The sequence below is a fragment of the Gallibacterium melopsittaci genome (assembly GCF_042433085.1).
GTDB classification, from domain to species: Bacteria; Pseudomonadota; Gammaproteobacteria; order Enterobacterales; family Pasteurellaceae; genus Gallibacterium; species Gallibacterium melopsittaci.
Genome location: NZ_JBHLWA010000013.1, coordinates 87,472 through 101,071 on the forward strand (window position 1 = coordinate 87,472; position 13,600 = coordinate 101,071).

The 13,600-nt window shown below is 36.0% G+C and carries 11 protein-coding genes and 1 pseudogene; 10 read left to right on the top strand and 2 right to left on the bottom strand.

Annotated elements, in window-relative coordinates:
- Positions 1–116: 116 nt before the first annotated feature.
- From ACFFHT_RS03170 to fruA, 7 genes and pseudogenes are all read left to right on the top strand, one after another.
- Positions 117–314: pseudogene (locus ACFFHT_RS03170) on the top strand (IS481 family transposase); the annotation flags it as partial.
- Positions 315–595: 281 nt separating this feature from the next.
- Complete coding sequence (locus ACFFHT_RS03175) at positions 596–1,849, top strand: TolC family protein (RefSeq protein ID WP_382373409.1); 1,254 nt, start codon at positions 596–598, stop codon at positions 1,847–1,849.
- A 15-nt stretch (positions 1,850–1,864) separates the two neighbouring features.
- Positions 1,865–4,024, top strand: coding sequence for a type I secretion system permease/ATPase (locus ACFFHT_RS03180; protein WP_382370712.1), 2,160 nt, complete (start codon positions 1,865–1,867; stop codon positions 4,022–4,024).
- Positions 4,025–4,117: 93 nt separating this feature from the next.
- Positions 4,118–5,350, top strand: a complete 1,233-nt coding sequence (locus ACFFHT_RS03185; protein ID WP_382370769.1) for a beta-barrel domain-containing protein — start codon at positions 4,118–4,120, stop codon at positions 5,348–5,350.
- Between the two features lie 251 nt (positions 5,351–5,601).
- On the top strand, positions 5,602–6,765 hold the full coding sequence (fruB, locus tag ACFFHT_RS03190) for a fused PTS fructose transporter subunit IIA/HPr protein (protein ID WP_382370714.1): 1,164 nt from the start codon (positions 5,602–5,604) through the stop codon (positions 6,763–6,765).
- A 1-nt stretch (position 6,766) separates the two neighbouring features.
- Positions 6,767–7,705, top strand: coding sequence for a 1-phosphofructokinase (gene fruK, locus ACFFHT_RS03195; RefSeq protein ID WP_382373411.1), 939 nt, complete (start codon positions 6,767–6,769; stop codon positions 7,703–7,705).
- Positions 7,706–7,708: 3 nt separating this feature from the next.
- Positions 7,709–9,397: a PTS fructose transporter subunit IIBC gene (gene fruA, locus ACFFHT_RS03200; protein ID WP_382373413.1), complete on the top strand. Its 1,689-nt coding sequence runs from the start codon at positions 7,709–7,711 to the stop codon at positions 9,395–9,397.
- Between the two features lie 50 nt (positions 9,398–9,447).
- Here the strand turns inward: fruA and ACFFHT_RS03205 are convergent, their stop codons facing one another.
- Entirely contained in the window at positions 9,448–10,314 is an 867-nt protein-coding gene (locus ACFFHT_RS03205; protein WP_382373415.1) for a LysR family transcriptional regulator, read from the bottom strand.
- A 111-nt stretch (positions 10,315–10,425) separates the two neighbouring features.
- On the opposite strand from ACFFHT_RS03205, the gene ACFFHT_RS03210 reads away from it, so the two are divergent.
- Both ACFFHT_RS03210 and ACFFHT_RS03215 read left to right on the top strand, forming a co-directional pair.
- Positions 10,426–10,824, top strand: a complete 399-nt coding sequence (locus ACFFHT_RS03210; protein WP_382373417.1) for a DoxX family protein — start codon at positions 10,426–10,428, stop codon at positions 10,822–10,824.
- Between the two features lie 43 nt (positions 10,825–10,867).
- Entirely contained in the window at positions 10,868–11,458 is a 591-nt protein-coding gene (locus tag ACFFHT_RS03215) for an FMN-dependent NADH-azoreductase (protein ID WP_382373419.1), read from the top strand.
- A 75-nt stretch (positions 11,459–11,533) separates the two neighbouring features.
- Here the strand turns inward: ACFFHT_RS03215 and ACFFHT_RS03220 are convergent, their stop codons facing one another.
- Complete coding sequence (locus tag ACFFHT_RS03220; RefSeq protein ID WP_382373421.1) at positions 11,534–12,436, bottom strand: LysR family transcriptional regulator; 903 nt, start codon at positions 12,434–12,436, stop codon at positions 11,534–11,536.
- 117 nt (positions 12,437–12,553) lie between these two features.
- Between ACFFHT_RS03220 and ACFFHT_RS03225 the strand changes: the two genes are divergently transcribed.
- Complete coding sequence (locus ACFFHT_RS03225) at positions 12,554–13,594, top strand: NAD(P)-dependent alcohol dehydrogenase (protein ID WP_382373423.1); 1,041 nt, start codon at positions 12,554–12,556, stop codon at positions 13,592–13,594.
- Positions 13,595–13,600: the final 6 nt, after the last annotated feature.

Below are 13,600 nucleotides of genomic sequence, written 5' to 3' on the forward strand. Positions count from 1 at the left end.
AGGAGTTATAATTGATGATAATTTATCATTGCCTAATTTAATCTTATGACAGGAGATTGTTCACAATGCCAAGAGGAGTTAAATTAGGCAATAATAAAAAATAAGTTGAGATGGTTTGTGACGAAATCGACACAGCACATCTTGGTTATTTGGGGTCACAAGATACATTTTATGTTGGGAATATCAAAGGCGTGGGGAGAATTTACCAACAAATCTTTATTGACACTTATAGTAAAGTGGCGTTTGCCAAATTATATACAATAAAAACCGCTATGAAGAACACCAATAGCACATTACTTGATGGAAAGTGTATTTAGGCGGAAAAGAATTTAAACTCAAATTAATCTGACAGGCACGGTAATTTAAAACGGAGGACTGTCAGCTGTCAGATTAGTCTTGATCTTCTACAATTAAAACCCATCCTTTTCCAATATAGCTTCTTCCACAATGTTAAAATTTTGCAAAAAATAGAAATTACCTATTTTATCAATAGCTATTATCATAAGAATTTCTGTAATTTTTACTATATAGTTAAGAATTTATTTTTATTAAGATGCTATAAAAATTAATATAAATACCTAAGTGGAGCATATATATGAAAAAACGGTTCTTAATTCATTCATTGATTAGCTGTATATTTTCTTTAGCTAGTACAAATAATATTTATGCAAATGATCAATTTACATTAAAACAAATTTTAAATAATGCTTTTGCTACCGATCCAGAATTACTTGAAGCAAAAACAAATACAATGGTAGCTCATAATCAGACTGAACAAGCTATTTCAGGTCATTATCCAACACTCTCAGTATTTGGACGACAATCATTAGAAGAGTACTCTCGAAATAATAATACTGATCAGCCAAAGTTTACACCTGGCGTTTCAGCTTCAATGAATATCTATTCATTTGGGGCTGTTGAGAAGAAAATTTCAGCCTCAGTCGCAAATGAAGAATCTTTGCACTATAAATATGACGAAACAAGAGAAAATCTAGCTTATCGTATTACAGAACTCTATTTATTAGCATTAAGATATAACGATACTTTAGCAGCTCAGTCTCAAGGATTAGCTCGTTTACAAACTATTATTCAAGAAATTGGTGCTATTGCTGATAATGATGATGGCAGACGTTCTGAATTTGTTCAAGCACAAGCACGTTTATTTGCTGTTAAGCAGCAGATGAATACCACTGAGCGAGATCTTCAAGATACCTTAAGTCAATTACAGCGCTATTCTGGTATTAGGCTCAGTCGAACCAGTTTACAAGATCCTTTTCATTCAATGACAACAACTATACTAAAAAAGCATTTTTCACAATCTCAACGTTTACATCCTTCTTATAAAACAGCAGATGCTAACATAAAAACAGCTTATGCGACTTTAGAAGCCGAAAAAGCAAGTCGTTATCCAAAATTAGACTTAGTTGGACAAGTGACAAAAGATGATCGCCAAGTTTATTTAACTATTTCTTGGGATATGTTTAATCGGGCCAACACTTACAGTGTGCAGGAAAAAGCACAATTATTAAATGCAGAAAAAAATCGTTTAAACAAGACTATTTTAGATCTACAAGAGAAAACAAGAAATGCGTTAATTAATTTAGATGAATATAGTAAACAAATTAAAACACTTTCTAATCAAGTTAATTCTCTTTATGAAGTCACTCAATTTTATAAATTACAATTTTCTATTGCGAAACGTTCTTTACTTGATCTGTTAAATGCAGAAAATGAATTATTAAATGCTGAACTCAGTAAAGTCATTACTGAATATCAATTCCGTCATTCTTATTTAGATTATCTCTATTCACAAGGAATGACTTTCCATTGGGCAGCAAATTTAAACTAATTTTTAGATCATATTATGAAACTTATTATTGAAAACCTTGCTTTAATGACTCAATTACTTGGCTCTCCATTATCTGTGCCAACTCTAGCAACGCATTCTATCCGCCGTACAGGTAATAGTATTGATTTTTCTGTACTTTGCGAATATTTACGTAGTGAAGGATTCGATAATCATTTATCACAACGTGCATTACACGAAATTCCTTCTCTTGCTTTGCCTGTATTGGCATTACTACATAATGAAGAAGCAGTAGTTATTACAAATATTACACAAGATGAAAAAGGGAAAAGAGTTTATTCAATTACACAACTAGATAATCTCACTTCACAACTTAGCGAAGCGGAGTTAATAGAAAAATATCTTGGGTATTGTTGGTTTATGAAACCGCGTTTAGCTAAAGATATTCGTTCTGAATTACCTGAATATGCCTTACCTAAAACTTGGTTTTTTAAAATTATTTGGCGTTTTAAGAAATATTATTACCAAGTTATCTTGGCAACTTTCATTATTAATTCATTAGCACTAATTAGTTCACTTTATGTAATGAATGTTTATGATCGCGTAATTCCGAACCAAGCTTATGAGACACTTTGGGTATTAAGTATTGGAGTAGTGATTGCAATCTTCTTTGAGTTTATGGCAAAAATGATCCGTGGACATTTAACTGATATTGCGGGGAAAAAAGCCGACTTAATTATTAGTTCTATGTTATTTCGACGTGTGATGGCATTACGTTTACAAGATCGTCCTGCTTCATCTGGCTCATATGCAAATAATTTGCGTGATTTTGAATCAGTGCGTGAGTTTTTAACGAGTGCAAGTTTACTAACTATTGTTGATTTACCATTTCTGATTTTATTTATTGGTGTAATCGCACTTATTGGCGGAAAGCTTGCTTTAGTACCAGCAATTATTATTCCTACTGTGATCATTATTGGCATTTTTGCACAATTTCCTTTAGCAAAAGCAATTAATGAGTCCATGCGTGAATCTTCTCAACGCCAAGGTTTGGTCGTCGAGGCGATTGAAGGGATAGAAACAATTAAAAATAATAATGCGATGTCATGGGCACAAAAGCGTTGGGATTACTATACAGCCAAAAGTTCTTATTCTTCGATCAAGGTAAAAGATACTAGTAACTTTGTAATCAATATAATGATCGCATTACAACAACTTAATACAGTTATTCTTGTAATTGTCGGAACTTATTTAATTCATAGTGATGATACGACTTCTCGAATCACAATGGGGGCATTAATTGCTTCTGTCATTTTATCGGGACGTGCTTTAGCACCATTAGGTCAAATCGCAGGATTAGCTACCCGTTTTCAACAAGCTTGGACAGCTTTAAAAGGAGTAGATAGTATTGTTTCGAAACCTATCGATAAATCTACCGATCGGGATTACATTAGTTTGAAACAAGTCTCAGGACACTTACAGTTTAAAAATGTAAGTTTTAAATATCAACAAGACAGTCAATTAGCATTAGATGATTTTAATTTAACAATTCGTCCAGGAGAAAAAGTCGCTATTCTGGGGAAAATTGGAAGTGGTAAATCTACTGCATTAAAACTCGGTGTAGGGTTATATGTACCAACGACAGGAAATATCACGTTAGACGGCATCAATCTACAACAGCTCGATCCCTATTTTTTACGCAATCAGGTTTTATTATTAGAACAAAATCCTCGTCTATTTTTAGGAACTTTAAGAGAAAATCTGGATATTGGCAGAATGGATTCTTTTCCATCTGATCAAATATTATTACAGTCTTTAAAACGCTTTGGCTTATTGGAGCTTATCCAATCTCATCCTCGTGGTTTAGATATGCAATTGGGAGAAAACGGTATGGGATTATCTGGTGGGCAAAAACAAGCCGTTGCTTTAGCTAGAATGACCTTAAAAGATCCTAAGGTTGTTTTACTTGATGAACCAACTACTGGATTAGACCAATTCCACGAACAACAAGCATTAATTGGATTGGCACAATGGTTACAGAATAGAACCTTAGTTGTAATTACTCATCGACCACAAGTCTTACAGTTAGTTGATAGGATTGTTGTGGTAGATAACGGAAAAGTAATTATGGATGGACCAAAAGAGGCAGTCCTGAAAAAACTTTCTGCCTCACCAGCACAAAATACATCTACAACACAACAAGAAAATCAAGCATAGTGTGAGATTAAAGTGATGACACAAGAACAACAAAATAAAGAGCACAGCACTTCAACAACTGAAGTGGTAAATCCTACACAAGCCTCTACCACAATGTCAGTAAAAAACTCAGGTGAACAAGTGTCTAATAAAGATCTTCACCTTTTAAATGATTTACACGCAGCATTGCAAGAGGAAAAACATACAGGTTTATTTGCAATGATTTGGTTATTAGCCGCATTTTTAGTTGTTTTTTTGACTTGGTCTTATTTTAGTAAGATTGAAGAAGTCACTCGTGGACAAGGGACAATTATTCCAAATAGCCGTGAGCAAATTATTCAAAGTTTAGATCCTGGTATATTGAACCAAATGTTGGTAAAAGAAGGCGATTTAGTCGAAAAAGGGCAAGTTTTGCTAAAATTAGACGATACTCGTACTTCTGCTATTTTACGTGAAACACAAGCCAAAGTAGATAACTTAGAAGCAATTGCAATTCGGTTAAAAGCAGAAATTTCTGGTAAACCATTAGTTTTTCCCGATACTATTCCTGCTGAAATGCATGAACGTGAAAAAGGGGTTTATCAAGCAAAAAAAGATGCTCTAAATGAAGCATTAAGAACTCTTCGTGAAAGTAAAGCATTACTTGATTCAGAAATAGCATTAACTGAACCTATGGTAGTTAAAGGAGCAGTGTCACAAGTTGAATTGCTTCGTATGAAACGATCTGCAAACGATATGGCATTACAAATTTCAGAGCGTGAACATAAATATATTACTGATGCGAGTAATGAATTAGTTCGTATTCAGGGAGATCTTGATCAAGCAAAAGAAAATCTCGCTGCACGAGCGGATCCTGTAGAACGTTCTTTATTACGTGCACCGATGAAAGGAATTGTGAAAAATATCCGTGTAAATACGATTGGTGGCGTGATTTCTGCTGGTCAGGATATTATGGAAATTGTTCCTGTAGAGGATAATTTATTGGTTGAGGCCTATATTAATCCTAAAGATGTTGCTTATATTCGCCCTGGTATGAAAGCTGTCGTAAAATTAAGTGCTTATGACTATGCTATCTATGGCGGGTTAGATGGGGTAGTAACGTTACTAAGTCCAAGTACACTACAAGACAAACGTCAAGCAAGCGACTTAAATTTAAATCCAAATAACTCGTTTTATCGCGTATTGATTCGTACTTCAGGTAGTCATTTAACTGATAAAAATGGGAATGAATTACCTGTATTGCCAGGTATGATTGCAACTGTAGATATTAAAACAGGAGAAAAAACTGTCTTCCAATATCTTATCAAACCAATTACACGGATGAAGCAAGCTTTACAAGAAAGATAAATTATTATTTATCTCGTCTAATAAACCCACCTACAATGAAATATAATAGGTTTGCTAATAGTCAGAGGGAGCATTTGCTCCCTTTATACTACTTATTTAGAATAAATAATGGTATATCTAAAACGATTTAGCTAAAACCTCCTCTTTAATCAAAAAACTGATTTTTTCCTCAAGATTCCTATTACTCCCCCAATAAATTGGGTTAAAATTAGTCGATTTTTTTATGACTGACAACAATCTAAGGAGTCCTCGTGTTTAATTTAATCGAAAACGACATCCATCTAGGTGAAAAAGCTGATGACAAGCAACAAGCCATCACAGCAGTAGCTCAAGCATTTATTAACAAGGGTTTAGTTGAAGAAGGCTACCTACAAGGTATGCTTGCTCGTGAACAACAAACATCAACTTTTTTGGGTAATGGTATCGCTATTCCTCATGGAACGTTGGATACTCGTCACCTAGTCAAACAAACTGGAGTACAAATTTTCCAATTTCCAAATGGCGTTAGATGGAGTGACGACAACATTGCATATTTAGTCATTGGAATCGCGGCAAAATCAGATGAACATCTTGCTATTTTACGTCAATTAACTCATTTACTTGGTGATGAAGATATTGCTGAAAAATTAGCAAAAACGACTGATCCACAATTATTTATTAATTTATTTAATGCCAGTATCGTTGATTCCACTTTAATTTCATTAAATGTTGATACTAATAGTCTATTAACATTGACTGCAATTAACGCCGCAAAATTACAAGAAGCTGCTGCAGTTGATAGTCAATTTGTAAGTGAAGTCATTATTTCTGCTGCATTACCAATCGGTAATGGCATTTGGGTAAATGATAGTGCTTCAGGTAATAAGAAAAATGCAATTGCTGTTGCTCGTCCACAAAAAGCCTTTCAACATAACAATAAACAAATTGCTGCATTAGTCACTGTCGCAAGTGTTGATCAAAAAGTTGATGAGTTATTAGTTAATTTACTCGATCCTCAATGTCAACAAGCATTGTTAAATGGCAATGTTGAACAAGTAAAAGCGGCATTGCAAGGACAAGTCGTTGAAGTTACAACTAGCAGTGAAAACAAAACTGATGTGTCTGCTGAAAATACTAAAACAGCTACTCACGCAGCAGCAGGTCAATTAGAGGCAACTTTTATCGTCAAGAATGAACATGGTTTACACGCTCGCCCATCTGCGGTCTTAATTAATGAAGTGAAAAAATATAAATCTACTATTCAAGTGAAAAACCTTGATCGTGATACCTCATTTGTCAGTGCAAAAAGTTTGATGAAAGTTGTTGGCTTAGGTACCACTAAAGGTCAACGCCTCTGTTTCGTTGCTGAAGGTGAAGATGCTGAACAAGCATTAAAAGGTATTGGTGAAGCCATTAATGCGGGCTTAGGAGAATAATATGCCAGGTATTGCGACTATTACACTCAATACAGCATTTGACCTTATTGGACGATTACCAAGAATCCAACTCGGTGAGGTAAATACTGTTGAAACCTTAGGTATTTATCCTGCCGGTAAAGGGATTAACGTTGCCAAAGTGCTGCATGATTTAGATCTACCTGTTACCGTAAGTGGTTTTTTAGGGCAAGATAATCAAGGCGATTTTATTCAGTTATTCCAACAACTTGGCTTAGAAGATCGCTTTCAACGTGTTGCAGGTAAAACTCGGATTAATGTCAAAATTACCGAAACTGAAGCGGATGTTACCGATTTAAATTTCTTAGGTTATCAAGTTTCTTCTGAAGCATGGCAGCAATTTGTTCAAGATTCGCTTGCTTGGGCAAAGAATTACGATCTGGTTGCAGTTTGTGGCAGTTTACCAAAAGGCGTTGAGGTAGAAGCCTTTAAAGAATGGTTACTTGCATTAGGACAAAAAACTAAAGTGGTATTAGACAGTAGTAATGCAGCGCTTACCGCTGGTTTAAAAGCCTCTCCTTGGTTAGTCAAACCAAACCATCGTGAATTGGAAGCCTGGATCGGTAAGCCATTGAATTCGCTTGCAGAAATTATTACTGCTGCGAAACAGCTACACGCACAAGGCATTGCGAATGTCATTATCTCTATGGGAGCAGAAGGTTCGCTTTGGATTAGCGATAAAGGTGTATTACAAGCACAACCACCTAAATGTACCAATGTTGTCAGTACAGTAGGTGCAGGCGACTCTATGGTGGCAGGACTTATCTATGGTACGCAACAACAATTATCCCAAGAAGAAACCTTGTGCTTCGCCTCTGCTGTATCAGCGATGGCAGTATCCCAAAGTAATGTTGGTGTTGCCGATAAACAAGCATTAAACCAATTACTTGACCAAGTTAAGATTAGCAAAATTGAGGAATAATTTATGAATATCGCTCTACTTTCTCAAGAAAAACGTGGCAATGCGACGTTATTCTTATTAAAACAAATGTTTGCAAAAATTGCTGCCCAACAAAATCATCAAGTTGTAACCCAATTACAAGATGCTGAACTTGTGATTGTCTTAGGGCAACAAATCAATAACACCCCAGTATTATCAGGTAAAAAAGTTTATCTCACTACATTTGAACAAGCATTCAATGCACCTGAAACTACTTTCCAACAAGCATTTGCTACTGCTACTACTTATCAAGCAACTGATGAAATCGTATCAGAAGCACCTGTTGCACAAGATCGTCCATTAAATATTGTTGCAGTTACTGCTTGCCCAACAGGTGTAGCACATACTTTTATGGCAGCAGAAGCGATTTCTACTTACTGCCAACAAAAAGGTTGGAATGTGAAAGTGGAAACCCGTGGTCAAGTTGGTGCAAGTAACCTTATTTCGGCTGAAGATGTTGCTGCTGCAGATCTTGCTTTTATTGCTACAGATATTGATGTTGATCTCAGTAAATTCGATGGCAAATTGATGTATCATACTTCAACTGGTTTAGCATTAAAGAAAACCGCACAAGAATTTGATAAAGCATTCAAAGAAGCGAAAACCTATCATTACAAAAAAGAAGCGGTTGCCGAAAAAGCAGATAATAAAGAGAAAGGTGAGAAAAAAGGCATTTATAGTCATTTAATGACGGGCGTTTCTCATATGTTGCCAATGGTGGTTGCTGGTGGTTTGATCATTGCATTATCTTTCGTATTCGGAATTGAAGCCTTTAAACAAGAAGGAACTTTAGCGTCAGCATTAATGAAAATTGGTGGTGGTAGTGCCTTTGCTTTAATGATTCCAATTCTATCTGGATATATCGCTTACTCTATTGCAGACCGCCCTGGATTAACTCCAGGCCTTGTGGGTGGTATGTTAGCGAGTTCTTTAGGTGCTGGTTTTATCGGTGGTATTATTTCTGGTTTCTTAGCTGGTTATATTGCAAAAGCAATTAATGAGCATGTGAAATTACCGCAAACTATGAATGCCCTAAAACCAATCTTAATTATTCCATTCCTTTCAACACTCGCTGTCGGTTTAATTATGATCTATATCGTTGGTGGTCCTGTTGCTTGGGTAATGAACGGTATGACTGAATTCTTAAAAGGAATGCAATCAGGCAGTGCTATCTTACTTGGTATTCTCCTCGGTGCAATGATGTGCTTTGATATGGGTGGTCCAGTGAATAAAGCTGCTTATACATTCGGTGTAGGTTTATTAGCTTCCTCTTCTTATTTACCAATGGCAGCAGTTATGGCGGCGGGTATGGTGCCTGCTTTAGGTATGGGTATCGCAACCTTTATTGCACGTAAAAAATTCACTGCCAATGAGTTAGAAGGTGGTAAAGCCTCTTTTGTACTTGGTCTATGTTTTATCTCTGAGGGAGCAATTCCGTTCGCGGCACGCGATCCAATGCGTGTTATTCCAAGTTGTATGTTAGGTGGTGCAATTACTGGTGCATTATCAATGTTGTTTGGCGTGCAGCTTATGGCACCGCACGGTGGCATTTTCGTATTAGCAATTCCAGGTGCTATTCAACCAGTCTTACTCTATCTTGTTGCTATCGCAGCTGGTAGTTTAGTTACTGGCGTCTTGTATGCTGCAATTAAACCAAAAGCATTAACAGCGTAACCTATATTAGGTGCTCATGAAAAAGGCACTGATAGTGCCTTTTTTTCGAATTAAAATTGGTATTCTGGCTCATTTTTGCATTGCGGAAAATTCTCTGCCATAAAATCGATAAAACTACGCACTTTCGCACTCATAAACTCCCGATTCACATAAACTGCATATAAAGTATGTTTGCGGTTTGCTGGGTGAGGAATAATCTGTAATGTTCCTTGTTGTAATGCCGCTTCGCATAAATAGCCTGGTAAATACGCCACACCTTGCCCAGCTAAAGCAAGTTGATAGAGCATTAAAGTATTATCGCTAGCAATCGTATCTGTAAATGGATGATTAAGATGAGTATAGGTCGGAACTAATCCTTTATGCTGCTCCCATAATTGTTCAGGCTGTTTCACAAATTCTGTTAAGTATTGTGGACTGGCTACCCAATGGAACGCCATTGTCGCAATCGGTTTCACAATTAAATTATCTGATAAATGTGTAGTTACACGTAATGCTAAATCAAAACCTTGTCCGACTAAGTCTACCCGATGATTATCTAGAGAAAGTTGTAAATTCACTTTGGGATAACGTCGGCGATATTCGGCTAATAATTCAGCAAAGGAGGACGTTGCAAACCATACTGGCATCGTTACTTTGAGTGTACCTTGCGGATGAATCGTTCCTTGACTCACAATCTGTTTCGCTTCCTCTAGATCATCTAAAGCAATCACACAACGTTGGTAATATTGTGCTCCCATCTCCGTCAAACTGAGCTTTCGACTTGTGCGATGCAAAAGTTTTGCTTGTAAATAATGCTCAAGATGCGATAAATGTTTACTCACCATTGAGGTTGATAGATCCATTTTCTCTGCGGCTTTACTAAAACTACCGTTTTCTACTATTTGACGAAAAATTCGCATACTCTGTAATGTATCCATAATTATTTCCTATTAAGAAAAAATACTTTTCTATAAACGATATAGTTTTCCAATATCGAAATCAATATACTTAGCCACGTTTTGATTCACTAGATAAGAAAAGGATAACTTATGACAATCTCACTACCATTGCACACTTATGCTTTAGCAATATTAAGAATTGTGGCTGGTTATACATTTTTACTACACGGTAGTGCCAAATTATTTGCCTTACCACACGTTGCTAGTTTCGATGGTCTATCGGTTTTCTCTCTTTTAGGAATTGGTGGCATTCTTGAGTTATGCGGTGGTATTTTATTGGTACTTGGTTTATTTTCTCGAGTAGTTGCTTTTATCCTATCAGGTGAAATGGCAGTTGCTTACTTTATGTTCCATGCTTCAACTTCAACATTTTTATTACCACTATTGAATGGTGGTGAAGCAGCTGTATTATTCTGCTTTATCTTCCTTTATATTGCAGCAGCTGGCAGTGGTGCTTGGGCAGTAGATAATCTTAGAAAACAGGCATAATGAAATCAAATAATCATCTCACATTAAATTTGAGGAGTTTTTTATGAGTAATGTTTTAGTTTTACGTACTTCTGTAAATGGACAAAATAGCTTTTCTAATCAACTTATTGATCAGTTTATCGCAAAAACAAAAGCAAAATGGCCTGAAGTTCAAATTGTTGATCGTGATTTAGATGCTAATCCAGTACCGCTGCTAAATAGCGAAACTGTGGCTGCTATTCGTGCTGGTGTTACCGATACTGAAGCACAACGCAATGCAATCGCACTATCAGAACAATTAATCGCTGAATTAAAAAATGCAGATTATATTGTATTAGGGTTACCACGTTATAACTTTACTACCCCTGCTACATTCAGAACTTATATTGATTATATTGCTCGTCCACGCATTACATTCCAATATGACGAAAACGGTCCAAAAGGATTATTACCAAATGTTCCAGTATTTGCTTTCGTTACGAGTGGTGGTGAGTATGCTGGTACTGAATTTGATACATTAAGCCCTTGGGTAAAACAAACTCTTGGTTTTGTTGGCTTATCAAACGTTGAATTTATTCATGTGGAAGGTTTAGCTTATAAAGCTGAAGAAGCCGTAGCAGCCGCTTCTGCTCGAATTGATGAAATTTTAAAATAAAATAATCTTCAAATACCTCGAAAAAATTTAGGTTACTCATTTCATCCCTCATATTAACAGTATGAGGGATTTACTTTATTTAAAGCGCCTGCCAACAATATCCACAAGTAAATCAAAAATAACTTTTACTCGAGTTGGTGTCACAGCTCGTTGTGGACGATAAACATAAACTGGCCAATGATATTTTGGAATCTCGGCGAATAGTTCGACTAAATCTCCTGTTGCCAAATAAGGATCAACTAACCAATCTAATTGATGAGCAACCACTCGACCAGCTAATGCAGCTTGTAACGTAATATTCCCTTCGCTACCAATAAACTGCGGACGATTTGGTGTAAATTGTATTTGCTCATTAAGATACCAACTCCATACTCTTCCCGTATTACCATCAAAAATAGCAGATAACGGAAAATTTCTTTGTAAATCTAATACATCTGTTGGTATTCCATATTTTGTTAATAAACTAGGAGCAGCTACAATTTTCTCTGTGACTTCGCCTACTTTACGCGTAATCATACGTCCGTCAGAAAAATTACCAATCCGAATCCCCAAATCAATTTGTGCTTGAATGGCATTCATACGAATTTCACTTTTATGCCAATCCAGCATTAAATCTGGGTAAGGTGCGATTGCTGCTAACAGTTCTTGTAAAATATGTTCTTGATCAGGTAATTCTGGTAAAGTAATCCGCACTAACCCAGACATATCTTGATTATGCCTACGCCGAGTAGGTGCAAATAAACGTTCTGTTTCATCTAATAATTGCTTAGCTTGCGGTAAAAATTGCTGCCCAAATTCTGTCAACTTAATTTGACGAGTATTACGTTGGAATAGAGGTTCAGCTAAATGATCCTCTAGTTCAGCAATAATGCGAGTGACAACAGGCGGAGAAATTGCTAACCGATTTGCTGTTTCTTTAAATTGCAACGTTTCTGCTGCAACACAAAAAACTTTCAATGCTTCTAATTTATTTAACATAGTTTCTATTTTAGGAATTATGAAATTCTAATTAATAAATTTAATAGAAATAATAATTATCGTACCATATTTACATCTAATTCATTTCATCATTTATATATGTTTTAGGAGAAAACTATGACAAAAGCATATGGTGCTTATGCAGCAGATAAGCCTTTAGAACCGTTAACAATTACTCGTCGTGCCACTGGACATCATGATGTAAAAATTGAGATCGCTTATTGTGGTGTATGTCATTCTGATTTACATACAGTTCGTTCTGAATGGGCAGGAACCTTATATCCTTGTGTACCTGGACATGAAATTGTTGGTCGAGTAACTGAAGTTGGTCATCATGTTTCTAAATTCAAAGTGGGCGATCTTGTTGGTGTTGGTTGTATGGTCGATAGTTGTCGTGAATGTGATGACTGTAAAGAAGGATTAGAAAACTATTGTGAACATATGGTTGGCACTTATAATGGTCCAACACAAGATGCACCAGGACATACTTTAGGTGGATACTCACAACAAATTGTTGTTGATGAAAACTATGTATTAAAAATTAAACATAGTGCAGATCAATTAGCCGCTGTGGCACCATTACTTTGTGCTGGAATTACAACCTATTCACCACTTCGTCATTGGAATGTTGGTCCTGGCAAAAAAGTTGGTGTCGTTGGTATCGGTGGTTTAGGACATATGGGGATTAAGCTTGCTCATGCAATGGGTGCTTATGTTGTTGCATTCACTACTTCTGAATCGAAAAAAGCAGAAGCACATAAATTAGGTGCAGATGAAGTTGTGGTTTCCAAAGATCCTGAACAAATGGCAAAACATACTAAAAGTTTTGATTTCATTTTAAATACTGTCGCTGCATCACATAATCTAGATATTTTTACTGCATTATTAAAACGTGATGGCACAATGACATTAGTTGGTGTACCTGCGGATCCACATCAATCACCAAATGTTTCTATTTTAATTGGTAAACGAGCAGCTATTGCAGGCTCTATGATTGGTGGTATTGCTGAAACACAAGAAATGCTCGATTTCTGTGCTGAACATAATATCGTAGCCGATATTGAATTGATTAAAGCAGAACAAATTAATGAAGCATATGAACGTATGTTAAAAGGAGATGTAAAATATCGTTTTGTAATCGATAGTAGTACATTATAACCATAA

Coding starts and splice junctions, on each gene's coding strand:
- ACFFHT_RS03175 (WP_382373409.1), top strand. CDS start 596: ATGAAAAAACGGTTCTTAATTCATTCATTGATTAGCTGTATATTTTCT.
- ACFFHT_RS03215 (WP_382373419.1), top strand. CDS start 10,868: ATGAGTAATGTTTTAGTTTTACGTACTTCTGTAAATGGACAAAATAGC.
- ACFFHT_RS03180 (WP_382370712.1), top strand. CDS start 1,865: ATGAAACTTATTATTGAAAACCTTGCTTTAATGACTCAATTACTTGGC.
- fruK (WP_382373411.1), top strand. CDS start 6,767: ATGCCAGGTATTGCGACTATTACACTCAATACAGCATTTGACCTTATT.
- ACFFHT_RS03220 (WP_382373421.1), bottom strand. CDS start 12,436: ATGTTAAATAAATTAGAAGCATTGAAAGTTTTTTGTGTTGCAGCAGAA.
- ACFFHT_RS03210 (WP_382373417.1), top strand. CDS start 10,426: ATGACAATCTCACTACCATTGCACACTTATGCTTTAGCAATATTAAGA.
- fruA (WP_382373413.1), top strand. CDS start 7,709: ATGAATATCGCTCTACTTTCTCAAGAAAAACGTGGCAATGCGACGTTA.
- ACFFHT_RS03225 (WP_382373423.1), top strand. CDS start 12,554: ATGACAAAAGCATATGGTGCTTATGCAGCAGATAAGCCTTTAGAACCG.
- ACFFHT_RS03205 (WP_382373415.1), bottom strand. CDS start 10,314: ATGGATACATTACAGAGTATGCGAATTTTTCGTCAAATAGTAGAAAAC.
- ACFFHT_RS03185 (WP_382370769.1), top strand. CDS start 4,118: ATGTCAGTAAAAAACTCAGGTGAACAAGTGTCTAATAAAGATCTTCAC.